Below are 24,991 nucleotides of genomic sequence, written 5' to 3' on the forward strand. Positions count from 1 at the left end.
ACGCCTAAAAGAAATCATGTATTCTGTTGATGTTTCTTTGTGATTCTTTCAATATGAATGACTAGAAAAACAAGTTCGTCTTCTGTGACATTCCAATTAAATTCACGCTTTAACATTTCTTTAATAATCAAACCGCATGCATAGCTCTTCATATAACGATCCTGAATTAATTCTTTTAATGAATCATCCATCTGCTGAGGCGGTTGATTTGTTTCTTGTCTGACAATAAAATATCTCAAATGAGTGATAAACCTCGAATAATCTATCGATGATTTATCTAATACCATCTCGAAAATGTTTTGAATAATCTTAACGATTTCCTTCGTGAGATGGGTCATTTTGATCGTATCTCCCATAGACTGACCATCTATTTGAGCGTTTACAAAATGAAGGGCAATAAGTGAAGCTTCTGTATCTTCAAAGGTAACCCCCATCATTTTTTGAATAATTTTAAGTGCTTTTTTCCCAATTTGATATTCTTGAAAATATAGATGTGGAATTTCCCATACGATAGGGTTTTCATATTCCATTTTTTCTTGATGCCTTTGAATAGAAAAGGTAAGATGATCAGATAGCGAAAACAGCATGCTGGAACCTAATTTTTTATTCAACATCTCTTCGCCCATATGAATGATTTTTTCAGTTAATAAAAGGATATCAGTTGGGATAGCGGCAAGTTGAGATTCTAATGGAGACGTCTGATCAGAATAAAATGTCTTACTGACAGCGCTCTCATCAAGAGTATCACCTTTTTTCTTCTTAAAGCCTATTCCTGTACCAAAAACAACTACTTCATTTTGCGTGTCTGTTAGAGCTAATACGATATTATTGTTTAAAACTTTAACGACGGTGAACATCTTCATCCCACCTTACCTAAAACTGCTAAAAAAAGCATAAAAAAACACCAAAATCTCAGCAAACAACGTACAAATGTACAACATGTTTACCTGACTTGGTGGTGCCTGATGATATCAGTAACACTCCTGCATCGGTTACGACTTTATTGTAAACACAGGATAAACCAAAGTCAACTATTTTTTTCGATAAGATAGATTTAAATACCTATATTATAGTATGTCGTTTATAAATTATTTTAAAAGGTAAATAAGTTTAAGGTTGCTGTAAGGTTCGGATTAATACAGGTTAAGGTTCAGGTAGTACAATGGGTTTGTAGTGAATAAATCATAGAGGTGAAACGTTTTGAGAGAAAATAAAATCTTGTCTTCATTATGTTACTTTAGTATCTTTTTTGCACCATTTTTGTTCCCAATTATCGTCTATTTCTTAGGTCAGGACGACGTGAAATATCATGCGAAAAAATCATTATGGACGCATATTATTCCTTATTTGATTTTTGGTATTGGCATCCTTGGTTCAGGTTTACTTGGTATGAAAGATATCAGCCATGCGGGGCCTTTCTTAATTGCGACATATGCAGTAACATTCCTCGTTGCTATCTACTTCTTCATTTGGAACATTGTGAAAGGCATCAAAGTGTTTTCAGAATAAATAATAGATGAAAAAACGGTTCTGTTGTTGATCAGAACCGTTTTTTTGTATGTTTTCATGCTGGTAGTTGGATGTCAATTGTTGTTCCTTTTCCTACACTGCTACGGATCGTGATATCCCCGCCGTGCTTGACGATAATATCCTTTGCAATAGCCATCCCAAGACCAGAGCCTGCATGCGAAACTCCTGTATTCGTCCCTCTGTAATAGCGGTCAAACACTTTTTCCAGCTCTGCCTCTTCTATTCCTCTGCCGTTGTCTTGAATCGTAATATGGGTTCTTTCTTTTTGTTCAAGCTGTACAATAATCGTCACATCAGGATCATTGTGAACGAGGGCATTTAAAATCAGATTGGTGACCGCTCTTCGAATGAGGATTTTATCAATATTCAGCATGAGCTTGTCTTCATTCGTTTGAAGCTCAATTGTCTGATCGGCATATCTTGAATCGTTTAAAATATCAATTAACGTTTCCCGCAACAGTGACACAATGTTGACCAGCTCTTTATTTAGCATGACGCCGTTATTTTTCAGCCTTGTTGTTAAATTCAGATCCTCCATGACATCTTTGATATACAATGATTTATTCTCAATGATGCCCGCGTAATGTCTAATGTCCTGGTTTGAAAGAGGATACTTTGGGTCTTTCATGATTTCTGCATAGCCTTGAATAGAAGCTAGCGGCGTTTTAATATCATGAGAAATATGGCTGATCCATTCTTCCCGCATTTGCTCTAGTTTGTCCTTTTCTTTTTTGCTTGAAGCGAGCTGCTCTGATAAGTGATTGACATTATAGAAGACATCTTTATAAATTCCTTTAGCAGGCAGATTTGTCGTGTAATCGCCGTTTGCCAGCCGCTGGATGCTATGAATGGCACGGGCAAGCGGTTTTGTGAGCTGCCGGCTGAATAAGTAACCAATGAGTAACGCTATGATGGCATCAATTGATAATAAAATCATCGTCCCGATATTGAATCTTGTTACTAAGTCCTTCGTGTCAAACGAGAATAGGTACTTTCCGATGGAAGGGTCTTTAAATCCGATAAAGTAGCTGTATTCTTTGCCCTTTACTTTTTTTCCGCCAGCATAAATGGTCGATAATAATTGCTTATCTTTATATTTATGTAAGTTCACGATTTCTATCGGTGTATATTTGTTCTTTAATCCTTTAGGTGCCTGCGCATGATACACGTCTTGGCCATATTCGTCTAAAATTTGAATCCATGCATTCTGTTGTTTTAAGGCTTTCTGCCCTTCTTTGTTTACGGTAATTCCTTGATCAGAAAAAGAGACGTATTGTTCAAATGATCTTGTGAAGGTTTCGGGCGTATTTTCCTCGTTATGCTGGCTGTTTGCCTGAAGTACGAGCCAAATCATAAATCCGAATAAGTTGATAAAGACCGTGATAATGGTCACGATAATGACAGAGACCATATACCTGCCTGTTAATCGCCATTTCATCTTTACGCATCCTTTACAACAAATTTATAACCAAGCCCTTTGACAGTGACGAGAAACTCTGGTGTTGACGGGGAATCCTCTATTTTTTCCCGTAGTCTTCGGATATGAACCATTACCGTATTGTCAGAACCGAAGAAGTCTTCTCCCCAAACGGTTTGATAAAGCGTTTCTTTACTGATAACGCGGTTCGGATGCTGCAAGAAGTAGGTCATCAGCAGAAGCTCTTTTGGCGTGAGCTCAATGATCGCACCGTTTTTTGTCAGTTCTGCTTGCTGCTCGTTTAACTCAAACGGCCCTTTTTTGATCACGGGATCGGCTTGAGTTGACTGCAAGTATGAGATCCTTCTCAGCTGCGCTTTCACCCGGTAGGCGACTTCCTTTGGACTGAATGGTTTTGTAATGTAGTCATCTCCGCCGATGGCAAGTCCTACAATTTTGTCGGATTCTTCTCCCTTTGCTGATAAAAAAATAATCGGAACATGGGAGGTCTCTCTGATTTGTCTGCAAATATCATAGCCTTCACCGTCTGGCAGCATAATATCAAGTATGACAAGATCGGGTTGTTCTTGATGAAATTTTGCAAGCCCATCACGGGCAGTTGAAGCAGTGATGACGCGATCAATGCCTTCTCTTGTTAATACAGTGTTAATTAATTCCAAGATTTCTTTTTCGTCATCGATCATTAATACTTTGCTTTGAAGCTTTGGCATACATTGATCACTCTCCTGAAGTCATTGCCATTATTATACCCAATGTAAGGACATAGTGAAAAAATCAACTTCCTATTTGCATAAAAAAAGCCAATTTTCTTTTGAAATGAGAAAATTGGCTTTTGGTGGTTCAATTCATTCTAGCGTTTGACCACAAATGTTGTCACACTTTGAGCCGGGAGATGAGCCCAAAATTGATTACCTGATATATTTAAGTCTGTACCAGGCTGAAGGTTGCTGTTGCTGCTTGTGATCCATCTTGACGCTTGTGAAGCAGTTCCGTTTTGCATCACAAAGTGCTGATTGACTCCTGTATTGTTTTTGTTAATCGCGACAATGACGACCTGATTGTTTCCTTTATAGGCTGATACGAAAACATTCGGTTCAGGACTTTTCGTTGCATCAATTCTGATGTATCCTGGGCGTACAAACTTGGAGAAATGTGCCATGTTGTAACCACGTTTGCTGATTAGACCATCTTCTTTCATAGGGCCGTAGGATCTGCGGATGTACCACCAAACATATGCCTGAAAGTCCCCTTCTACCATCGAATGGTGAATATGCTCTGAAACTCCTAATGCTTCAGGCCAGCGGTCCGCTGAATTGTTATCGCTATTCGGGTAGTAGACCTCTGTCATCCAAAGCTCCTTTCCCCCTCCCTTTTGTTTGAAAAGAGGATAAGGAAGCTGGCTGATTTGGGTTCCGTACAAATGGGCTCCGAGAATGTCCATGTTTCCAAGCGCCTGCGGATCGTTTAGGATAGGATCTGATATATTTTTAAGGTATTGAAAGGATTCTGGCGCGATCACGCGGGCATTAATGGAGCCAGCATTTTCTCTCATGAAACGCAGGATTTCCTGAGGAGTCCACCATGTCCATTCGTGTGCATAATCGGGCTCATTTTGTACAGATATAGCATAGAGATTGACGCCATTATTTTTCATATACGTCACAAAATCGTTCAGATGCTGAGCATATGCGGCGTATTGATTGTATCTCAGCCGCTTTGCAGATGTACCATTCCGGTTGAAGGTCTCTACCATATTGCTTGGAGGGTTCCAAGGTGAAGCGATCACCAAAGCTCCATGCTCTATTGCTCTTTTGGCAGTGGCGACCTCTCTGTGCCAATTATTTCTGTTCTCATCTACAAAAATTCTTAGAATGGAAAATCCTAATTGATTCTGCCCATTGCCAAAGGCGGTTTCCCTTTGAGGTGCGGTCAAATCACCAATCCAAGCCGGATGATTCATTCCACCAAAGCCGCGAATCACTTGTCTTTCCGCATTGATATTAATATTGGCATCTGCTGCTGAAACCTCAGTTACGCCAGGTCCGATGAACATGACAGACAGCATGGTGAAGCAGATCAATAAAGTGCAGATTGGTTTTTTGATCATTGACATCAAATTCTTCCACTCTCCTATCATCTTGTCTTTCTTATTTACCTTTGAGTAAACTGCCAGGAATCAAATTGAAATAGGTTTGCACCTGTTCCAGTAAAAACAAAAAATACGTTGTGCACGCCTGCTGCTCCATTTACTGCCGTTTCTACTTCTCGCCAGTTATTTGTTCCCCCTGTTGAAGGGACATTCAGTGTTCCGACGAGTCTGCCGTCAGGACTTCCGAGGCGTACTTCTATTTTCCCGCCTGCATTTGAGGCTACATTCGCTTTAAATGTTCTCGCACCGTTTGATCCGAAATCGACGTTACTGGCAGCCACCCAATCTCCGTTTTGAATGTTTGTGACATGCTGGTTATTGACCGGTCCTCCTGGAGCTGAAGATGCCTCTGTCAAAATGCGTCCATTCCATGCGAATGTTTCAGCTTCTACACGCTGATAAGGATTCAGGTTGGAAAGCTGTTTAACCCCTTCAAAATTGGCTGCGACTTCTCGAAGGGAGCCGTCAGCATTATGCACAAGCTTATTAATATGCGGAGATCTGTAGCCTTTTCCTGCTCCGTATAAAGCAGAGCTGACCGTTTGGGTATGATACACGACATACCACTCGTTTTTAAAATTGAACACAGCATGATGGTTATTACCGCCTCCCCCGAAAAATGCACCCGGATTTTTCAGGAAGTGCCCTCTATACGTAAAGGGACCCATCGGACTTGAGCTCGTCATATAACCGATCTCACCAGGTGGTTTATCTGCTGGGTGGGAGCCGCCAAAGTTGATGCAATAGGAATAGTAATAGGTTCCGTTATACTTATGCATCCCCGAATCTTCAAACATAAAAGGAGCATCAATGGTTGACGCGCTGCCTACCACACTTGTCATATCAGGTCCTAGTTTTAGGACTCTTGCTGTTTTAGGATTCGCCCATTGTCCCTGCGTTGGATTAGAACCGCCTGGAACACCTCCGCCGGCATATAGATAACCAGTGCCGTCATCATCTACAAAAACGGCAGGATCAAAAAGCCATACAACTCCAGCCATCCCTGGTGTATTTGGCGTGACGAGTGCTTTTCCGATAGGATCTGTCCATGGACCGATGGGGGAGTCTGCTGTCAGAACGCCAATCCCTCCGCCGCTGTTCGCGAAATAAAGGAAAAATTTATCCTTCCCATTGATTTTTTTCACCGCTGCTGATGGAGCCCAGGAAGCACCTGCCCATTTGGCAATTCCTTTGCCGCCATTTGCTCCATTTGCCCCAGCTACTGGAATCGCGCCATGATCTGTCCAGTTCACCATATCTGCTGAAGAGATGACAAAGACCCTATTCAAATTGGCAAAAGAATTATATTTAATCGTTCCGTTGCTGTGATATTCATAGTCATCACTCGACATATAAATGTACACTCTTCCGTTATAGGTGAGCGCAAATGGATCAGCGCCCAAGTGGTGGTCTATGAGTGGGTTGGCATTTCCTACACGTTTTGCAATTGTTGTGCTTGCCGCACTCGCATCATATACCGGTAAAAAGCTCAGTACCAAAGCAAGAATCAATAAACCAACGCCGCACTTCATCCTCGTCCTCATCGTTTCATTTCCTCCTGTTTTCATCTTCCTAATATTGGGGTTTAGGCCCAATTTCAAAATATGTTGAGAGGTACTGATGAAGAATGAATATAAAGAATGATTTCTAGTGTAAACCCTTGCAGTAATCATGATGAAAACCCTTACTTTTTGACTAGAAGACAACAAAAAATGCAGTCTCCCATGCTGGGGCTGCATTTTTTCTTCTTATGATTCATTGCATATAGCTTACATATAACGAGCGGTGACCATTTTCTTTCTTGTGTAAAACTCCACTCCGTCTGTTCCATTGGCATGCAAGTCCCCGTAGAAAGAATCCTTCCAGCCGGAAAACGGGAAGAATGCCATTGGTGCGGGTACACCGATGTTTACACCGAGCATGCCCGCTTCGATGTTTTCGCGAAACTCTCTTATGCTTGATGCACTGTCCGTATACAGACAGGCACCATTCGCAAATTTTGATTGATTGGACAGGTCGATGGCTTCTGCTAATGAAGAAACACGGACAATTGATAAGACTGGGGCGAAAATCTCGTCCTGCCAAATTTTCATTTGATTTGTGACATGATCAAAGATCGTCGGTCCGACGAAATACCCTTCTCCATTTGTTTCGTGGTCTTGCCGGCCATCACGAATGAGGCTTGCTCCTTCTTCAATCCCTGACTGGATGTATTGAAGCGTTCGTTCTTTATGTTCCTTTCGAATGACTGGCCCAAGAAAGACCTCTTCATTAATTCCGTTTCCAATGACGAGCTCGTTTGATTCATCCACTAATTTTTGAATCAACTCATCAGCCACTTCTTCTTCCACTGCGACAACGGCTGCAGCCATGCAGCGCTCTCCCGCTGATCCAAAGGCAGCCCCGATGATTTGTTTTGTTGCCGCATCTAAATCAGCATCTTTGAGGACAATGGAGTGATTCTTTGCGCCTGCAAGTGCTTGGACACGTTTGCCATGCTCCGTTCCTTTTTTATAGACATATTCAGCGACTGGCTGAGAGCCGACAAATGATATGGCTTTGACCTTTTGATGTTCAAGCAGGCCGTTGACGACATCGTGAGCTCCATTGACGATGTTGAGAACACCTTTTGGAAGACCCGCTTCTTCAAAAAGCTCAGCTAACCGTGCCGCAAGAATAGGAGTTCGTTCTGAAGGTTTTAAAACAAATGTATTTCCGCAGGCAATGGCAAGCGGGAACATCCAGCATGGAACCATCATTGGAAAGTTAAATGGCGTAATGCCGCCGATGACGCCAATGGGATAGCGGTACATGCCTGATTCAAGTCCAGTCGCAATATCTGGCAGCTGTTTTCCCATCATTAACGTCGGTGCGCCCGCAGCAAATTCCACACATTCAATCCCGCGCTGCACTTCTCCTTTTGCCTCTGTTACACTTTTTCCGTTTTCAATCGTTACGAGTTCAGCCAGCTCATCCCAGTTCTCAACGAGTAACTGCTGGTATTTAAATAAAATGCGTGCACGCCGGGGAACAGCAGTTTTAGACCAAGTAGTAAACGCTTCCTGTGCTGCTTGTACCGCACGTTCAACATCTGTTTTTGTTGAAAGCGGCACTTCCGCGATGATTTCGCCAGTAGCTGGGTTATACACTGATTCTGTTTGACTTGTTTCTGCCTCAATCCATTGTCCGCCAATATAATTTTTCAACATTTGTACATCTGTTTTGGTCATGTTCCCTCTCTCCTCTTTGTTAAAGAATGTCATGCTTAAAGGGTGTGTATGTATCGTCATTGTCTCATCTAACGGGCATTCATCTGTATACACTCTTTGTCAAATCAAACGGCAGTTTTGGTTTACGTTGTGATCATCTGGTTTGTTTGTGACATATGACACGAGAATGCCAAAAATTCATGATGTTTTTTTGGTTAACTGTTGGTTAACTTCAGAAAAATCATAATATGAAAATGGCCCTCAGTCAATCTTCTTTTTGCTTCATAAGAAAAACCTGATGCGCTGTGCATCAGGTAGAGGCTGGTTCATTGATATTATTTGGTTGATGCGGCATATTGATTTGGTTCTATATAATTTGGCAGCATCTCTCCATGTGCTTCAATGAGTTCATCACATAATTTAATGGTGTCATCAATTGATAATTCAGCGCTTGTGTGTGGATCCAGAAGAGCCGCTTGATAAATGTGTTCTTTTTTACCGCTGATTGCTGCTTCAATGGTCATCAGCTGTGAGCTGATATTCGTTCGATTGAGTCCAGCCAATTGTTCAGGTATTTCTCCGACATAGCATGGCATGATGCCGCTTCGATCTGCGACACATGGTACTTCTACACAGGCTTTTTCAGGCAGGTTGTCAATGAGCCCGCCAGTGTTCAGAACATTTCCGCCAAATTTAAAAGGAACGTTCGTTTCGATCGCTTCAATGATCCGGGAACCATATTCTTTAGAGCGGGTATGTGTAATCTGTGTGTTTCCTATAAGGTCATGCTTCATTGTATTCCAATTGTTGATTTGTTCCTCGCAGCGTCTCGGGTATTCGTCGAGCGGAATGTTAAACTGACCGATTAGTTCAGGGTACCGTGATTTAATGAAATATGGATGGTATTCGGCATTGTGCTCTGAGGATTCTGTGACATAGTAGCCGAATTTATCCATCAGTTCAAAACGAACCATATCATGATGCCGCGATTGCTGCTTTTCTTTTGCTCGTCTTTTGATTTCTGGATACAAGTCTTTTCCGTCCCGTTTCACCTCTAATAACCATGCCATATGGTTAATGCCGGCGATTTTTTCTTCAATGCCTTCATGTTCCATTTCAAGAGATTCAAATAGGTCCTTTGTACACACTTGCACACTATGACAAAGACCAACTGTTTGAACCTGAGTATAACGCAGCATTGCACCTGTCAATGTGGCCATAGGGTTTGTGTAATTTAACAATAAAGCACTTGGGCAAACCTCTTCCATATCCTTTGCAAAGTCAAGCATGACAGGAATCGTTCGAAGGGAACGGAAGATGCCGCCGATCCCTACCGTATCTGCAATCGTTTGTCTTAATCCATATTTTTTAGGTATTTCAAAATCAATGACAGTACTTGGACGGTAGCCTCCGACCTGGATGGCATTGATGACATATTTCGCACCCTGTAAGGCTTCTTTCCGGTTTTGATAGGACTGGATGGTCACATTTGCACCGGAATTTGCTTTTAAATGCCGTAGCATCGTTTCTGATTCTTTCAGCCGGTTGAGGTCAATATCATATAATGCGAATTCAAAGCCTGCAAGGGCGGGAACAAACAGACAATCTCCTAATATATTTTTAGCAAACACGGTACTCCCTGCACCGATAAATGTAATTTTAGACATAGACGACTCTCCTTTTTACATCCATATTGGGCTAGCCTTTGATAGACCCTTGTGAAAGCCCTGCGATAAAATATTTTTGTAAAAGTAAAAACATCGTAACCATTGGCAGCATCGCAATGAGGGCAGCTGCACCAACGAGCTGGAGCTGATGCTGATTTTGACCAAAAAAATGGGATAAGGCGACCGTGAGTGTATGCATCTCTTTATCTTGCAAAAAGAAGATAGCAAATTGATAGTCGTTCCAAATATACACGCAGGCAATGATTAATACAGAAGCGGTAATGGGCTTTAGAAGCGGAAAAACGACAGTGAAAAAAACTCTGAGTGTCCCTGCTCCATCAATACGGGCAGCTTCTTCAAGCTCCTTTGGAATGGTCGACCGGATAAAGCCCGCGTATAAGAAAATCGTCAGCGGCAAAAAAGCAGCCACATTATTTAAAATAGCAATTTGATAGGTGTTCATCATCCCGATTTGAACGACCATTTTATAGAGAGGGACAAGGGCTGTGAGCGGCGGAATGACCATAATGGCAATAAATAAAACATAGACTGCTTTATTCAGCTTGGTGTTCCTTCTTGCGAGCGGATAGGCTGCAAGAGATCCAAATATAATGAGCAATACAGCGGAGCTGAACGTAATGATCACTGTATTCAAAAAGGACTGGCCAAGCTGAGCCTCTGTCCATGCTGTGCGGAAGTTTTCAAGGTGCAGCGCTTTCGGAAACAGCCATTTTGAACTAAAATCTCCTATCCCCTTTAATGAAGTCGTCACCAAAATATAAAATGGAATGAGGTGTAGCAATGTAATCAATAGTGCGAGGAAGGAGTACCATCTTTTCTTGCGTTTATAGGCGTTATCCATCACACCTCGGTCTCCTTTCGTTTGAAATAAATCAGCGCTGCGACACTAATGATAAGGATGATGACCGCCATGAACACCCCTTGCGTCGCTGCATAGCCTGCATCCTGACGTTTGAAATACAGATCATACATAAAGGTCGACATGGATTGCGAGGAATCTCCAGGTCCGCCGCCCGTGAGTGCCACAATGACATCAAAGAGCTTGAGCCCGCCAATGACATTCAGCACAACATTAATGGTGATCGACGGCATAAGCAGCGGCAATGTAATCCGCCTGAATTGTTGAAAGCTCGATGCGCCGTCTAATTGTGCCGCTTCGTAATAATCCTTAGGGATACTTTGAAGTCCTGCTAAATAAATGATCATCGCAATCCCGACGAATTGATAGGTGTTGACAAGCACAATGATCCATGTGTTGAATTGCGGGTTGCCGAGCGCATTTATTTGATCAAATCCAAAAAGCGTCACCACATCATTTAAGGCACCGCCTTGGTAAGCAAACACAAAATACCAAATATAGCCCATCGCAATTGGGCTGATCATGACAGGTAAATAGATGACCGTTCTTGTGATGGCTTTCATCTTTAAGCTTTGATTTAATAAGAGCGCATATCCAAGTCCGATGATATTTTGTAAAATGGTGCTCCCAATTCCGTAGAGAAGCGTGTTTTTGACAACAAGCCATGTCGCTTGATCCTGAAGCAGCCGCTCATATTGCTCAAGACCAATCCATTGATAAGTTTGTGAGAAACCGTTCCAATTCGTAAAAGAAAGCTGAATGCCGTTCAAAAAAGGATAAATGATAAAGGTACTGACGACGAGAACAGCTGGCATGTACATCCACCAAAGTGATGAATTCTGGCGTTTTTGTATCTTTTGTTTTGGTAAAGAGGTGAATGCGGCTGGCTGCTTTGCTTTTGTGATGTCATTCATTGGCTTCACTCCTGTTTCAGCATCCATCGGCTATTGTTTTTTCAGACGTTTATACTCCTCTTCCATTTTCTTTGACAACTGTTCTGGTGTGATCGAGCCTGCTAATAATTCTTGACCCGTTGTTGCCATGACCGCCCACATTCCGCTTGGTAAGTATTTTCGATCGAAATACGGTTCAATCTTCACCTGTTCGTATTGATCGTAAAATGTAGAGTAATAGTTTTTCGCTTTCACTTGTTTTAGAGCTGTTTCAGAGGATGTGCCCTCTGCGATTTTTTTGGCGTTTTCAGGCTTTGCTAAAAAATCGATGAATTGCTTTGCTTCTTTTAGATGCTTAGAATCCTTCCAAGCAGCGACAGTAAACCGTTCTCCGCCAATCCAGCTTTGTTTATCTCCTTCATGAATGGCTGGAACAGGCATCGTGCCTACTTTGATCGATGGATTCAGCTCTGTTGCTTCAGGTCCTAATGATCCTCCGACAAAGGTGAAGGCGATTTTGTTTTGAGCCATGAGTTCCGGTGCTTGAGAGAGTTTCGCTGTCAGGACATCTTTGTTTAAAAGGTCTTGATCTTTCAGATCTTTCATGAATTGTGCAAGCGGTGTATAGAGAGACCAATCAAATGATCCGTTTTCAAGTTCCTTTCCGTATTGATGTTTTTGATCGGTGATTAATAAAGGCGTCGCCAGCTCATCAAAGACTTGGGCAATATTTGAGTTATCTCCTCCTGGTATCCAGAGCGGCACAACATCTCCTTTGCTTTTTTCTTTCACTGTCAGCAAAGCCGATTTTAATTCATCAAGTGTTTTAGGGGCTTCGATGCCATATTCATTTAATAGATTGGCATTAAAGCTAAGCCCGTCTTTTGCTTGATTCAGCGGATAGGCGTACACTTTGCCATCTTGGTCCTTTAAAATCTGGTCGAGTGAAGGATCAAGCTGTTTGACCCAATCCATCTCTTTTAAATCTGCCACATACTCGCTATAGCGCAGTTTGGCCCAGCCATGTGTATCAAAAAGGTCTGGCATATCGTTTGCCCCCATTTTGACACGGATCATATCTTCATAGCTGTTGCCTGGGAAATTGGCATCGATTCGAATGTGTTGATGCTCCTTTTCAAACTCACGAATCACTTCTTCAAACGCTTTTCTTTCCCCGCTGTTGCTCATCGTTGAAAATAGCGTCAAGGTGACCTTTCCATTTGCTTCAGAAGAACCGTTATTCCCGCAAGCAGACAAAATCATGGTCAAGAAAATGGCTGCAATCAGCAGCATGATTTTTTTATTCATGGTTTCCTCCTTTTGATCACTGAAAATTCAGACGATAATCGGTAGAATTCATGCAGTTGCGGAAACAAAAGAAGTCCATTATACTGGAATTCTATTCTTTTCAAAGAGATAAGAGAGCATACCGGCAGGCTGCCTTGTTCTTATCATGATCTGGCCATCATGCTAAGCAGCTTGTTTTCTGCTTTTTTGTCTCTTTTTTGTTTGCTGAAATCGATGGTTCACCCCCTTTCATGGATGAGACATGTACTGCCTCGCTCGATGAGTGTTGTTGGCACGACGACTTTTAGAGGAAGTTTTCTTCCGTTTATTCTCTCAAGCAAAAGCTTCAGACCGACTTCCCCCATTTCTTCTGTATATACTTTGACAGTCGTAAGCGGCGGGCTTGAAAATGATGCGGCTTCAATGTCATTAAATCCAACAATGGATACATCTGAAGGAACGTGTAGACCGGCTTCATGGAGAGCGCGCATTGCCCCGATGGCCATAGAGTCACTTCCAATGAAAAAGGCCTGCGGCAGTTTTCCTTTTTTGATAGCTTGCTGCATAAGCGAATAGCCTTCTTGCATGGAATATTCACCAATGTGGATGTCTTCCATATGAAGAGCGCCCGCCTCCTGCATTCTTTTCATAAACGTCGTTTGTCTTTCGTCCTCAATCACAGCGTTGCCTTCGAAATAATGCTCCCGCTCTTTCCCGCCAATATAGCCTAGATGTGTATAACCGAGTGATTGCAGATGACGAATGGCGCGATCTGCCGCTCTGACAAAATCCACATGTACACAATCATACAAATCTTCATCCGCATAATGATTGATAAAAACAATGTGTTCCATTCGATTTGTCATTTTTTCAACCGTATCGGGGCTGATTCGTCCAATGACAATCAAGCCGTCAATATCCTTTAGCATCGCCCCTTTATCCATGCTTCTTAGGCGAAAGGTATGGAGAGTAGACAGGCCTTGTTTGGCATATTCTTTTTCAATTCCTTTTCGAATCGATGAAAAAAAGGGATCATTTAATTCTTCGTCAATGGATTGAGCGACAACGATACCGATGACTGGGGATTCAGATGGGTTTTTTTCTTCTGCTTGATCGGCTTTTCTTGCTCTCACTGGGGTATAGTTTAACTTCTTAGCAATGTCGAGGATGTTTTGTCTCGTTGCATGTGAAACGGCAAGTGTTTGATCGCCATTTAACACACGGGATACAGTGGAAACGGACACTTTTGCATCATGAGCAATATCTTTGAGTGTGGTCATAGGCAAACTCCTCATCGTTATTTGACTAAATATTTACTAAAGATATTTGAAGGATAACATATTAATAAAGCGCTTTCAATTATAGATTTGCGATTTTTATTTTGTTTTTGGGTAAGTTTTGGTGAGTAAATATCATTTTAGTAAAAATTGCGTAAAAAAGAGGATGGGTTTCATCCTCTCTTTTACTAACGCGATTCGATTGAAGCTGTTTCTTTTGAAAATATTTGCTTCATTGTTTCCCAAGCAGTGTCGAGTTGTTTATGAAGTCCAAATAAACCTGAGGTGCCGATGATGTAGATCTCATTTCCAGCCTCAGCAAGCAGCCGGAACGTGCTCTCATTACAAGAGCCGTCTACTTCAATTGAAAACGAGTATCCTCCGTGTTTTTTGATATCTTTCACCTGTTTAATTTTCTGAAGCATTTCTTTAATAAATGGCTGTCCGGCAAAGCCTGGATCGATCGTCATGATCGTCACTCGGTCTATTAAATGAATAAAGGACTCTAATGCTGCAACTGGTGTGACGGGGTTTAAAACAAAGCCAACCTCACATTTTCTTTGGTGAATATGCCGTATGATTCGAAAGGCATCTTTCTGCACGACTTCTGGGTGTAAACAAATCATCGTTGCGCCTGCATCAATACATGCATCGATTAAAAATTCCTGGGGGTGTTCAGCCATTAGATGAACATCAATCGGTAAATTTGTCAGTTTCCGAAGCTGTTCAATGAAAAAGGGTGATAACGTCAAATTCTTCACATAATGCCCATCCATCACATCGACATGGTACCGGTCTGCTCTCGTGTTGAGAAGATGAATTTGTTCACGGAAATGCGTGAGATCCATGCACATCAGTGAAGGTGAAAAAGTGGCTGTCAATCTCAGTCTCCTCCTTTTTACAGCTGAAATAAAAACTTGATCAATCCAATTAAGATTCCGATGATACCAAAGTCTGTATCTCCAAACGTTGTCCCTTCAAAGCCGAGGGTTCCGAGCACAGGTAATAAACAAGCAGGTAAAAAGGAAAGAAGCAACCCATTTACAAAGGACCCAGCGACAGCACCTCTTACCCCTCCTGTTGCATTGCCATACACTCCTGCTGTAGCACCGCAAAAAAAGTGCGGGACAAGACCAGGGACAATGACAGTTAAACCAAACAAAGGTAAAAGAAAAATGGATACGATGCCTCCTGCAAAGCTGCATAAAAAACCAATAATGACCGCATTTGGCGCAAATGGAAAAACGGTTGGCGCATCAAGTGCCGGCTTTGCTCCCTTCACGAATCGATCGGCAATCCCCTTGAAAGCAGGCACGATCTCGCCAATGGCCATCCGTACCCCTGCTAAAATAATGTACACACCAGCAGCAAACGTAATCGCCTGAATGAGAATGAAGACAGCGAAGTTCGTGCCCCCGCTAATTTGTTCTATAAAAGGAATTCCTGCAAACGGTGCAATCGCAAAGAACAGCAAAGCCATCGTAATCGAAATGGCAACAGATGTATCTCTTAGAAAACCGAGTGATTTAGGCACTTGAATGGTTTCCGTTGATTTTTCAGGAGAACCAACCCATTTGCCGATCATTCCCGCAGTAAAATAACCGAAAGTACTGAAGTGTCCGAGCGCGAGATCATTGCTTCCGGTGACTTTCCTCGTAAACGGCTGAAGGATTGCGGGGGCAATGACCATAGCTGCCCCTAATATCATTGAGCCAGTGGAGATGAGCAGCCACCCGTGCATACCGGCTGTTGAGAGAACGACGGCGAGCATAGCCGCCATATACAACGTATGATGCCCAGTCAAAAAGACGTATTTAAAGGGTGTGAATCTTGCAAGTAACAAATTGACCAGCATGCCAAAAATCATAATGAGTGCTGTCTGTGTACCGAATTCCTTTTGAGCAATGGCGGCCATAGCATCTGTATTTGGCACAACCCCTTGAATGTGAAAGGCTGCTTCAAACATCTTTCGAAAAACCCCGAGTGAATCAGAGACGACTGTAGCGCCCGCCCCTAATATTAAAAAGCCCATGGTTGTTTTCAAGGTGCCTGACACAGTATCTGCGGCTGATTTTTTCTGCAAAAGTAAACCGGCTAGAGCAAATAAACCGATAAGAATGGCAGGTGTGCCCAATATATCGTTCATGATCAGTTCTATCATGATGTGAATCCCCCTTTTTCATGACTTAAATGTGTTGACGAAGGACGTCCTTAATGGCTTTCTGGTCTAACAAATTATTTAAGCCAGCCACATTTCTTGTGCCGTCATTCAGCTGGTCAATAATATCAGCTGCGCCGATATAAAGATCTGCTTGTTCATTTTTACTTGTACTGAGATCGGTATGATCCACTTCAGCTTTAAGACCTAATTCTTCCAATGCTTTTTTGACATTCATTTCTACAATAAAGCTGCTTCCTAACCCGTTTCCACATACAACTAGAATTTTTTTCATTCTCTTTTTCCCCCTTTATACTTGTGAAAATTGATCAATTAATTCTTGCACCGATGCTAAATCTTCTGCTTCAATCAATTGTTTCATCCGTTTCTCTTCACTTAACAGCATGGTCAGCTGTTTGAGTGCTTTCAAGTGGCTCATGCTGTCCATAGCGGCTAACACAATGACGAGCCTCACCTGCTTTTTGCCATCCTTTGAAAACGAAATGGGCTGTTTGAATGACATGAGTGTCATGCTCAATTTGTTCACGCCATCCTCGGGCCTTGCATGTGGAATGGCCACTTGTGGTGCAATCACAATATAAGGACCATTTTGATGAACAGACTGAATCATGGCTTCTACATAACTTGTTTCAATGGCATTTTGGTCAAGTAAAGGCTGCGCCGCTTTTGTAATCGCCTCTTGCCATGTGTCTGCTGTTTGGTGGAGCTTAATGGTTTGTTCTGTTAATAAATCGTTTAACACTGGGTTCCACCCTTTCTGATAGGATACATATGTGGGATGAAGCAGCTCCTGAATGTCACGAAGCAGTGCTTGTTTATTTTGTACGATGGTATGCTGCTGAATGATGTTGAATAAAGCGTTTACATGCTGCTCGTCAACCATCGTTTCTAAGCCTTTCCCGTATTGAAGTAATGTTTTTTTCTCATAGGCAGTTAAAATAGGATGAACGAGATGAACTGGTTTTCCTTTAAACGAAATAGGTGTTGTGGACACAACGAAATCTGCATCAACGGCTGCTAATTCTTCATATGCACGCTTTGATAACAGCCCTCGTACTTCGATGTAGCCGATTAATTCGAGGAGCTGAGTTTTCAGCATGTAACTTGTGCCGATTCCTTCTCCGCAGACAATGTATACAGAACGCTTAACAATGGATGAAATTCCTTCCCTTCTCATCCAGCTGCCAAAATGCATGGCGAGATATGCAACTTCATGGTCACTCAACTTTGAACAGGCCGCCTTTTCTAAATGGCAGGCAACTTTTTGAGTGATTTCAAATACTTCTGGCTGTGCTTTTTTTATAGACTCCGTCAGTTCGTTGATTATACCAATGTGATAGATGAGCCTGTAATAAGCTGGAATTAAATGCATGGTTAAGTTTTGCTCCAATGCTTTTGGTTCTTGAAAGGAAATACAAGCATATCGCTGAAAGTCAAATATCATTTGTCTGGCGATGGTGCGAATGAGATGTTCTTCTGGTTTTTTAATTGATGGAAGTTTTTGCTTTTTTGCACTGAGCCATAGGGTGCTAAGAAAATAGATCTCATCATCATGAACAATGAGACTGGCCTCTTTTTGAATCTGCGCCATGAAACGAATAGCCGCCAAGCATTCCTCTGTTTCCTGCAATGTTCGCTTTTCTTCGTTTGAAATGTGTACAGCATGCCCTAGCTTCATCCGCTTGAAGTAGAAAAAGAGATCCAAAGAGAGCTGATCCAGCATCTCATCTGCAAATTCAAGCTTAAGTTCTTGTTCTGACTGCTGGAGGAGATGGTGTACCCGTTTGGACGAAATAGGTCCCTTTAACCAAAATGACGGAAACGTTTTTTCGTTTTTTATCATTGTGCGAATGAAATGTATATAAGGTTTGAGTGCCAATCGAATGGACCTTTCGTCTCCTGAAATCACATAGCCGCTTGCTGCCTGATAGCGGAGTGTGATCTCCTGCTTTGAAAGCGCCTCTTTTAGCTGTTTCATATCCTCGAGCAATGTATTTCGGCTCACCTTTGTCATCTTCATAAAATCATCAATTCTTAGGCAATGCTCGCTGCATGCTATGGATAAAAGCAAGATGGCCCTTCGTTCCTTTTTACATGGTTCATAATCGTGACCAACAAGAATGGTATCAGCTTTTTGAAAAATGATTTCTTTTTCCAGAGGATTTAAATAATAGCCAAGTTGACCTTTTCGCTGCACACCACTAAGCTGATGAGTTTCCAGCCAGCTGTTCATTCGCTGGATTTCAGCGTAAACGGTTCGAGTCGAGACTTTCATCCGATTCTGTAAATCTTCTATTGATAGATAAGTTGTCGTGTGAAGCAGCATAGATAGTAAAGTCGTGCCCCTTTTGGTTAAGTACAGTTGGAATTCCTCCTTTCTTCTCTTTGCTTATAAGTCTAATCAACTCACATGCATCAAAGAAGTCCAAATGTCTTCAGCACGTGCTGTGCAGCGATTGTGTGCTCTTTTCATAAGAAAAACACACAATTTGAGTGTGCTTTCAGGCAAAGAGTCCTTTGTCTTTTTTTAGTGTTTGAGGACCAATAAACACAAAAAACCTTGAATGATATAAAGCCAGTCAAGGTTTTTTCACTTCTTATCATCTTTTGATTTCTTTTCCCTTGGCTACTGCCCATGCCTTGCAAGTAATTCATGGAGTCGTATCTATGACTATACCGTTGCATTGAGTGAATGCGATTTCAAAAAAAGAATGTCTTTTAAGAACAAATTCAAAAATGATGTCATAATACAGATAAAACTTGTTCTCCTCTTAGGAATTCAATAAATGCTTTAACAGTTTTAGTCTCTGTAGATTTCTGATCATACATGAGCCAAGTATCTCTAGTTAATGGCTTTTTCTTAGTATCATATATTTCCATTGTAAATAGTTTATCTGAATTTCTTAAGCAAATCTCGGGTGCTATTGAGTACCCAAGCCCTTGCTTCACCATTTCTTTGCATGTCTCATGTCGGTCAACTTCCATAGCTATGTTTGGCTGCAGGACTAGATTGTCGTACATCCAATCATCGAGAATAGTCTTTAAAGAATTATCAGTCTGATATTTTATAAATGGTAACAAAGGAAGCTGTCCTATATTAATGGGATCTCTAGAGATGATTAGTAATTTTTCTTTTGTAAGCCTCTCCTTCTCTCCTTTCCATCGATGGTCCCCTCTAATTATGCCAACTTGTACAATACCTGCATCTAATAACTTCATGACATCAGTGCTCCATCCAGTTTGCACATTAAATTGAACATTGGGATACATGTTGGAAAAATCTCCAAGTAATTTAGGAAGCTTATATTGTGCGAAATTGCTGGAAACGCCAAGTCTTAAATGTCCCTGTACCTCTTTACCTAAGTTAACGATTTTATCCTTGGTATCCTGCAGTTCCTTTAACATTCTTCGTGCGTAGAAAACTAAATGCTCTCCCTCTACAGTAAAGGTAATTCCCTTATGTCTTTTGTTAAATAATTTAATCTCAAAAAGTTCCTCAATTTTATTTAATCTATAAGTAATTGAGGGCTGAGATGTATACAATCTTTCCGCTGTTTTTGTTAAATTTTGTTCATTGTAAAGGATATCAAGTAAAATCCAATCTTTTTCATCCATAGTGGTCATCCTTTCTAAGTTTATTATAATTATAGATGTGTTCTTGTTATAAGTGTAGGTGGTCATTCATATCAGCAAACCGAGGGCTCAGGAATCATAGTATATTTACTGATTTACATGCAGAAGAGGGACTCTTAAAGAGTCCCCCTTATCCGATAGCCCTATTTCTATGCATGTTGTTTTAGAATTGATGCAGCATTGAAACCAGCAGTTTTTCCAAATACTGAACCAGACATTAAACCTGAACCACCTGGATAGTTCTCATAGAAAATACCCCCTACCATCTCACCAGCTGCGTATAAACCCTTAATAGGTTTATTCTTAGAATTTAAGACCTCGGCATTTGTATTCACTCGAAGACCGCCAAATGCAAAGGTAACACCGCATGTTACCGGATAAGCATAATAAGGTGCTTGATCTATTGTCAGCGCCCAATTTGTTTTTGGCGGCGTTATCCCTACAGTCTCCTTTCCATCCTTAATGGAAGGATTATAGTCTCCTTCTTGCACGGACAAATTATATTCTTGTATCGTATCTTTAAACACTTCTTTACTGATTTTCATTAAGTCTGCAAGTTCTTCTAAGCTATCAGCTTGATAGAAGGTAGCTTCGTCCAAAGTATATTCATCGCGTAATAATGGATGTACTTTGGCATCAAATACTTGAAATGCTTTATGACCGGGCTGCTTGAGAATTTCTCTTCCATATTTAGCGTACGTATAATTCCTGAAATCTGCTCCTTCATCTACAAATCTCTTCCCTTCCAAATTAAACATTAAGCCAAGTGGAAAAGAGGATTTCTTGTAAATATCGCCAGGCTTGTTAAAATCACCAACCGCTGGAGCATTATAATCAGTGCCTATAGAATGGCAGCTGCTCCAATCTCCATATTTAGAAGCACCAGCTTTCACTGCCATATCCAAGCCGTCTCCAGTGTTATATTCCGTACCTCTGACAATCGCACCTTCCCATTCCTTACCCAGGAATTCGATTCTCATCTTTTTATTTGCTTCAAAACTACCACATGCAAGAATGATGGTCTTAGAATGAATTTGAACTAACTCACCGTTCTTTTCGACTACTACACCTGTTACCCCATCATCACCACTCATTAAATCAACCGTTCTGGCATCATACTCCACTTTTATTCCTAATTGATCAACACGCTGATAAAGTTGTTTGATGAGGCCAACACCTTTTCCAGAAGTCTTAAGAGGTAAACCACCCCAAAAATGCCGTTTTCCTTCTTTTTCATATGACTGATTATTATAATTTAATTCAAATTTTACTCCGTTCTTATACATCCACTTAATAGTTTCAAAAGATTTTGAAATTAAATGGCGGGCTAATTTGTTATCACTTTTACCAGAAGTCACTCTCATCAAATCATTCATGAAATCATCCTCTGTATAAGGAGGCATTACAATTTGTTCTGAGTCATAATCTGTTAAATCCGGAAGCACTTCTCTTAACATATCTAGTCTGTTATAGGCTACTCGAATTGCACCATCTGTGAAATATGAATTTCCTCCACGTTTTTCCATAGGTGCCCTTTCAAGAACAAGTACATTTGCCCCTCCTTCATGCGCACTAATAGCAGCACACAAAGCCGCATTACCCCCGCCAACAACGATAACATCATAAGAGTTATTCACTCAGCTACTCCTCCTTGACTTTATTTTTAACATTAAATGTGACTGTACATTAATGTTAAAGAAGATATAGCCATAAGTAAAATATATGTTTTTTTAATTCAATTTAAAATTTTGTTTATAACTGTTGATTACTTGCAATTATTAATAGGTTTATCTATGTAAACATTTAGCTAATTAAACACAAGGACTTTTAGATAAATTCTCTAGAGATAATGGTTCAAACTAATATCAAGGAGTTAGATCCCTCTATAATATAAAAATGCCTTCCCAGATAAGGATGAGGCACTTTCTAAAAAACCCTATTTACTTATGGTACGGTTACCATGAGGTCTAACCAGCATTGATTATGGACAATATAGGAGTAGTCTCTCTTGTAAACTTTCCAAGATTTCTACAGGCATTTCCCGGACCTTGATATCATCGCCTAGGAAAAATAGCCAATTTGTTATTTCGGTTATTTCTTCTGAATGATTAACATTGATAAAAGTCTTTAAAATGGCTGTAGTTTGGTAAGGATTCGTATAAGAAATTGACATTTTGAAAGGATGGTATTTTTTGAACTGTGCAATTGCCTTTGGACCAAGTTCAAGGACAATGTTGATTACTTCCTCCTGCTTACTTAGTTTTTCTAAAATCTTTTTCCTGCTTAATCTATTTTTTGAAGAGTATGGTTCTACATCTGTGAGATTGTCGACAGGCAAAATCCGTTTCTTCTCTTCCTTTACATCAAAGCATTCAATCAACCACAGGCTTTTTTCACGATAAAGGTTCAAAAGGTAAATAGGATAGGACTTGATCACTTTCTCCTCTCTCATGGTAATCAGTAAATATCGATCCAAAATAAGCAATTGGATTAATTTTTCTAACATGGGGTGAGGGAGATCGGACAAATCAAGCAGATCAGGATTATTCGGGTTGGTTCCTTCAAATAGCAAGAGGCGATTTAACAGAACAAGGTCATCTTGCTGGGTTTCAGAGATGAGTCCTAGTAATTTTTCAGCTAAAGACTGGCGACTCTTTAAATAAGGGAGTTGTTGGTTTCTCGTGGCCATAAAAGCAATAAAAAGAGCTTTAATCTCATTATCGGTAAAACGGACAGTTGGCAGGACAGAATTGTTCATCACAAAATATCCTCCGTCCCTTCCTACTTCTGCGACAAGTGGCATCCCCATAGCTTCAATTTCTCTGATGTCTCTAATTGCTGTCGAACGAGAGATATGAAATTCTCTCATGATTTCAGTAATTGTAAAGTTGGAGCGGTTGTTAATATACCGCATGATGGTATTAATCCGTTCAACTTTTTTCATCTGGTCCCCCTAAACAGTATCATTTTTTGACATGATTTAAGCCTATTATATATTTATCAAGTGAAAAGAAAAAACATTTGATCAATTTTTCAAAAGGAAGTGTTGGATATGGCAGAGTATATACTAGAAGAAAAAGACAGCTTTCACGTGTTAGGTATTGGAACTGAACTTCAGAGTCATTACACAGACTATGCGGGCATAACGAAGGAAAAAGCAGACTTTTGGCAAGCAGTCAACCAAGAAGGTCAGCTTGACACCTTAAAAGCCATTGCCACAAATGACTATATTTTTATCGTAAACGAAGCGGTAAATAATAAGCTGATGCATTATGTCGGGGTCATGACAGAGGAATCGTTACCAGAAGCGGACAGAGTGATTCAATTTCCTAAAGGGGAATATCTAATCGTTAAAGGGGAAGCTAAAACAGCTGATGAATTGCATCAAACGCTTACTGGCATTGCATTTGGTCAAGTCTTGCCTGAAGCAAAGAATTTCGCCTATGTTGGTGGACCAAATGCAGTGGTAGAAATGGGACAGCGAAACGACTTATTACTTGGTGAGATGTGGATTCCTGTTGTACGGAAATAAGAAGGATATGGAGGGATAGAAATGGCTTATATCGTTGATTTTAAACATGTGTCTACAATTGGTTTAGAGTCTTCACCTGTAGCAGAAGCACTTGCTGGCTTACGAGCGAATGAGGCTCGTTACTTTATGAACAAATATAAGCATGCATTTACAGTATTACCTGCCAGCGAAAGTCAGGAGACCCTTGATTATGTGAACCGAGTGTTAAAAGAAGAACGTGAACTAGAGTTTGCAGCCAAACCTTTAGAAACGGCAAGTTTTCAAGTGGAAAATATCAAATGGACCTACGTCTTTTATGAGGATGGTCTTGCAATTAACGTCCTGTATACAGTGGATGACCCGAAAAAACGCGCTGTTGGTTTTAAGCTTTCTGAAGGGATGGACGTACCAAAGGAATTAGAAGGAAAATTTAAATTTGCTAGGCAGAAGTCTAAACTAGCTGGAACGATTCGTGGGTCATTCTTTAAAATTAAAGGGGAATATTGAGTTGAGAAACACTTTCTTTACTCGAATTTGTGAATCTGATTGAACAAATAAATTAAAATAATTTCCACCTTCTAAACAGAGCAGCATTCTCTATGTATTATTAGAGGATGTTATTCTGTTTATTGTACCAACCTTATTTTCTTATGAAGAAGTTCGCCGTCAAAGCGATTAGTCTGCTATTTCACTGTTTAACATCTATACTTTTTTCAGATCTATATTCAAAGAAAATGAGGTGAAGTATCCCTCATTAAAAAACACTCACCATAAAAGCTGTGAGTGCCTAGTTTTGCTTGTCTCTATCATACGATGACCCACTCAGGAAAAAAGATCCCCATTTTATCGGTATGAAGGCCAATAAACACAAAAACCTTGAAAGGCATATAGCCAGTCAAGGTATGATAACAATAACATTATATTTAGAAGTATCAACTACTTCACCTACTGATTTATCTGAGAGAATATCATATTTGTTTTATATTTCTTTCTAATACAATAAGGCTATTTTAAAGTAACTCCACTCCAACTTGTTTATAAAATTTAACTTTTAGCCTCTCTTCTTCGCCCACGTTCATTACCATAGCTTTGTCATCTTTTTTTATACTTGTTACATTATTAAAATCACCTGTAAATACTATAGAATCATTAAATGTAATACTTAGACTACTCGTTTGCTTATATACATCTAAAGTTAAAATCACCTTGAAATTTTGGTCATCTTTGTAAGTATAAATTAATTCTCCATCATCTATATTGCCTGTTATACTCACCGGCTCACTTTGAAAAAGTTCTAATAGATCATATTCATCATACTTGATAAACATTCGTATTCAT

The 24,991-nt window shown here is 40.6% G+C and carries 22 protein-coding genes; 3 read left to right on the forward strand and 19 right to left on the reverse strand.

Annotated features, from left to right (window positions below; translation table 11 throughout):
- Positions 1-14: 14 nt before the first annotated feature.
- Positions 15-857, reverse strand: a complete 843-nt coding sequence (locus tag QR42_RS08870) for a PRD domain-containing protein (protein ID WP_039179007.1) — start codon at positions 855-857, stop codon at positions 15-17.
- A 343-nt stretch (positions 858-1,200) separates the two neighbouring features.
- Here QR42_RS08870 and QR42_RS08875 point away from each other — a divergent pair, with 343 nt between their 5' ends.
- Positions 1,201-1,509: a magnetosome magnetite crystal formation protein family gene (locus tag QR42_RS08875; protein ID WP_039179010.1), complete on the forward strand. Its 309-nt coding sequence runs from the start codon at positions 1,201-1,203 to the stop codon at positions 1,507-1,509.
- A 55-nt stretch (positions 1,510-1,564) separates the two neighbouring features.
- Here the strand turns inward: QR42_RS08875 and QR42_RS08880 are convergent, their stop codons facing one another.
- From QR42_RS08880 to QR42_RS08960, 17 genes are all read right to left on the reverse strand, one after another.
- Positions 1,565-2,968 carry a sensor histidine kinase gene (locus QR42_RS08880; RefSeq protein WP_039179013.1) on the reverse strand — a complete coding sequence of 468 codons (1,404 nt, stop codon included), beginning with the start codon at positions 2,966-2,968 and terminating at the stop codon, positions 1,565-1,567.
- Between the two features lie 2 nt (positions 2,969-2,970).
- A complete protein-coding gene (locus QR42_RS08885) occupies positions 2,971-3,678 on the reverse strand; it encodes a response regulator transcription factor (protein ID WP_039179016.1) in 708 nt (235 codons plus the stop codon).
- A 140-nt stretch (positions 3,679-3,818) separates the two neighbouring features.
- The gene (locus QR42_RS08890) at positions 3,819-5,084 is read right to left on the reverse strand and encodes a glucuronoarabinoxylan endo-1,4-beta-xylanase XynC (RefSeq protein WP_039179020.1); all 1,266 of its coding nucleotides are present in this window, start codon (positions 5,082-5,084) and stop codon (positions 3,819-3,821) included.
- Between the two features lie 35 nt (positions 5,085-5,119).
- A complete protein-coding gene (locus QR42_RS08895; protein WP_039179023.1) occupies positions 5,120-6,661 on the reverse strand; it encodes a glycoside hydrolase family 43 protein in 1,542 nt (513 codons plus the stop codon).
- A gap of 225 nt (positions 6,662-6,886) precedes the next feature.
- On the reverse strand, positions 6,887-8,347 hold the full coding sequence (locus tag QR42_RS08900) for a CoA-acylating methylmalonate-semialdehyde dehydrogenase (protein ID WP_039179026.1): 1,461 nt from the start codon (positions 8,345-8,347) through the stop codon (positions 6,887-6,889).
- A gap of 314 nt (positions 8,348-8,661) precedes the next feature.
- Positions 8,662-9,993 carry an alpha-glucosidase/alpha-galactosidase gene (locus QR42_RS08905; RefSeq protein ID WP_039179027.1) on the reverse strand — a complete coding sequence of 444 codons (1,332 nt, stop codon included), beginning with the start codon at positions 9,991-9,993 and terminating at the stop codon, positions 8,662-8,664.
- Between the two features lie 31 nt (positions 9,994-10,024).
- Positions 10,025-10,855, reverse strand: a complete 831-nt coding sequence (locus QR42_RS08910; RefSeq protein ID WP_039179030.1) for a carbohydrate ABC transporter permease — start codon at positions 10,853-10,855, stop codon at positions 10,025-10,027.
- Complete coding sequence (locus QR42_RS08915) at positions 10,855-11,787, reverse strand: carbohydrate ABC transporter permease (protein ID WP_039183131.1); 933 nt, start codon at positions 11,785-11,787, stop codon at positions 10,855-10,857. The genes QR42_RS08910 and QR42_RS08915 overlap by 1 nt, the downstream gene beginning before the upstream one ends.
- A 30-nt stretch (positions 11,788-11,817) precedes the next feature.
- Positions 11,818-13,074 (reverse strand): ABC transporter substrate-binding protein, encoded by a 1,257-nt coding sequence (locus tag QR42_RS08920; RefSeq protein ID WP_039179031.1) that lies wholly within the window; start codon positions 13,072-13,074, stop codon positions 11,818-11,820.
- A gap of 218 nt (positions 13,075-13,292) precedes the next feature.
- Positions 13,293-14,333 carry a LacI family DNA-binding transcriptional regulator gene (locus QR42_RS08925; RefSeq protein ID WP_039179034.1) on the reverse strand — a complete coding sequence of 347 codons (1,041 nt, stop codon included), beginning with the start codon at positions 14,331-14,333 and terminating at the stop codon, positions 13,293-13,295.
- Between the two features lie 185 nt (positions 14,334-14,518).
- Positions 14,519-15,211 (reverse strand): D-allulose 6-phosphate 3-epimerase, encoded by a 693-nt coding sequence (gene alsE, locus QR42_RS08930; RefSeq protein WP_039179037.1) that lies wholly within the window; start codon positions 15,209-15,211, stop codon positions 14,519-14,521.
- A gap of 17 nt (positions 15,212-15,228) precedes the next feature.
- Positions 15,229-16,491 carry a PTS ascorbate transporter subunit IIC gene (locus tag QR42_RS08935; protein WP_039179039.1) on the reverse strand — a complete coding sequence of 421 codons (1,263 nt, stop codon included), beginning with the start codon at positions 16,489-16,491 and terminating at the stop codon, positions 15,229-15,231.
- A 25-nt stretch (positions 16,492-16,516) separates the two neighbouring features.
- On the reverse strand, positions 16,517-16,783 hold the full coding sequence (locus QR42_RS08940) for a PTS sugar transporter subunit IIB (protein WP_039179043.1): 267 nt from the start codon (positions 16,781-16,783) through the stop codon (positions 16,517-16,519).
- A gap of 15 nt (positions 16,784-16,798) precedes the next feature.
- Entirely contained in the window at positions 16,799-18,871 is a 2,073-nt protein-coding gene (locus QR42_RS08945; protein ID WP_268746364.1) for a BglG family transcription antiterminator, read from the reverse strand.
- A gap of 380 nt (positions 18,872-19,251) precedes the next feature.
- The gene (locus tag QR42_RS08950; RefSeq protein ID WP_039179048.1) at positions 19,252-20,124 is read right to left on the reverse strand and encodes a LysR family transcriptional regulator; all 873 of its coding nucleotides are present in this window, start codon (positions 20,122-20,124) and stop codon (positions 19,252-19,254) included.
- A gap of 167 nt (positions 20,125-20,291) precedes the next feature.
- The gene (tcuA, locus tag QR42_RS08955) at positions 20,292-21,779 is read right to left on the reverse strand and encodes an FAD-dependent tricarballylate dehydrogenase TcuA (protein WP_039179051.1); all 1,488 of its coding nucleotides are present in this window, start codon (positions 21,777-21,779) and stop codon (positions 20,292-20,294) included.
- A 344-nt stretch (positions 21,780-22,123) separates the two neighbouring features.
- On the reverse strand, positions 22,124-23,086 hold the full coding sequence (locus QR42_RS08960) for a helix-turn-helix transcriptional regulator (RefSeq protein ID WP_039179054.1): 963 nt from the start codon (positions 23,084-23,086) through the stop codon (positions 22,124-22,126).
- Positions 23,087-23,194: 108 nt separating this feature from the next.
- Here QR42_RS08960 and QR42_RS08965 point away from each other — a divergent pair, with 108 nt between their 5' ends.
- Together QR42_RS08965 and QR42_RS08970 are read left to right on the forward strand one after the other, a co-directional pair.
- Positions 23,195-23,674, forward strand: coding sequence for a GyrI-like domain-containing protein (locus tag QR42_RS08965; RefSeq protein ID WP_039179057.1), 480 nt, complete (start codon positions 23,195-23,197; stop codon positions 23,672-23,674).
- A 21-nt stretch (positions 23,675-23,695) separates the two neighbouring features.
- The gene (locus QR42_RS08970) at positions 23,696-24,160 is read left to right on the forward strand and encodes a hypothetical protein (protein WP_039179059.1); all 465 of its coding nucleotides are present in this window, start codon (positions 23,696-23,698) and stop codon (positions 24,158-24,160) included.
- A gap of 503 nt (positions 24,161-24,663) precedes the next feature.
- On the opposite strand, the gene QR42_RS08975 is transcribed toward QR42_RS08970, so the two are convergent.
- Positions 24,664-24,981: a hypothetical protein gene (locus QR42_RS08975; RefSeq protein WP_039179063.1), complete on the reverse strand. Its 318-nt coding sequence runs from the start codon at positions 24,979-24,981 to the stop codon at positions 24,664-24,666.
- Positions 24,982-24,991: the final 10 nt, after the last annotated feature.

It is taken from the genome of Bacillus sp. WP8, assembly GCF_000800825.1.
GTDB lineage: Bacteria > Bacillota > Bacilli > Bacillales > Bacillaceae > Bacillus > Bacillus safensis.

What these genes read in the sequence shown, in the direction of transcription:
- QR42_RS08870 (WP_039179007.1), bottom strand. Translation starts at nt 857, where the DNA reads ATGTTCACCGTCGTTAAAGTTTTAAACAATAATATCGTATTAGCTCTA.
- QR42_RS08880 (WP_039179013.1), bottom strand. Translation starts at nt 2,968, where the DNA reads ATGAAATGGCGATTAACAGGCAGGTATATGGTCTCTGTCATTATCGTG.
- QR42_RS08885 (WP_039179016.1), bottom strand. Translation starts at nt 3,678, where the DNA reads ATGCCAAAGCTTCAAAGCAAAGTATTAATGATCGATGACGAAAAAGAA.
- QR42_RS08895 (WP_039179023.1), bottom strand. Translation starts at nt 6,661, where the DNA reads ATGAGGACGAGGATGAAGTGCGGCGTTGGTTTATTGATTCTTGCTTTG.
- QR42_RS08900 (WP_039179026.1), bottom strand. Translation starts at nt 8,347, where the DNA reads ATGACCAAAACAGATGTACAAATGTTGAAAAATTATATTGGCGGACAA.
- QR42_RS08905 (WP_039179027.1), bottom strand. Translation starts at nt 9,993, where the DNA reads ATGTCTAAAATTACATTTATCGGTGCAGGGAGTACCGTGTTTGCTAAA.
- QR42_RS08910 (WP_039179030.1), bottom strand. Translation starts at nt 10,855, where the DNA reads ATGGATAACGCCTATAAACGCAAGAAAAGATGGTACTCCTTCCTCGCA.
- QR42_RS08915 (WP_039183131.1), bottom strand. Translation starts at nt 11,787, where the DNA reads ATGAATGACATCACAAAAGCAAAGCAGCCAGCCGCATTCACCTCTTTA.
- QR42_RS08920 (WP_039179031.1), bottom strand. Translation starts at nt 13,074, where the DNA reads ATGAATAAAAAAATCATGCTGCTGATTGCAGCCATTTTCTTGACCATG.
- QR42_RS08925 (WP_039179034.1), bottom strand. Translation starts at nt 14,333, where the DNA reads ATGACCACACTCAAAGATATTGCTCATGATGCAAAAGTGTCCGTTTCC.
- QR42_RS08935 (WP_039179039.1), bottom strand. Translation starts at nt 16,491, where the DNA reads ATGATAGAACTGATCATGAACGATATATTGGGCACACCTGCCATTCTT.
- QR42_RS08940 (WP_039179043.1), bottom strand. Translation starts at nt 16,783, where the DNA reads ATGAAAAAAATTCTAGTTGTATGTGGAAACGGGTTAGGAAGCAGCTTT.
- QR42_RS08950 (WP_039179048.1), bottom strand. Translation starts at nt 20,124, where the DNA reads ATGGATGAAAAAGATTGGATTTTACTTGATATCCTTTACAATGAACAA.
- QR42_RS08960 (WP_039179054.1), bottom strand. Translation starts at nt 23,086, where the DNA reads ATGAAAAAAGTTGAACGGATTAATACCATCATGCGGTATATTAACAAC.
- QR42_RS08965 (WP_039179057.1), top strand. Translation starts at nt 23,195, where the DNA reads ATGGCAGAGTATATACTAGAAGAAAAAGACAGCTTTCACGTGTTAGGT.
- QR42_RS08970 (WP_039179059.1), top strand. Translation starts at nt 23,696, where the DNA reads ATGGCTTATATCGTTGATTTTAAACATGTGTCTACAATTGGTTTAGAG.
- QR42_RS08975 (WP_039179063.1), bottom strand. Translation starts at nt 24,981, where the DNA reads ATGTTTATCAAGTATGATGAATATGATCTATTAGAACTTTTTCAAAGT.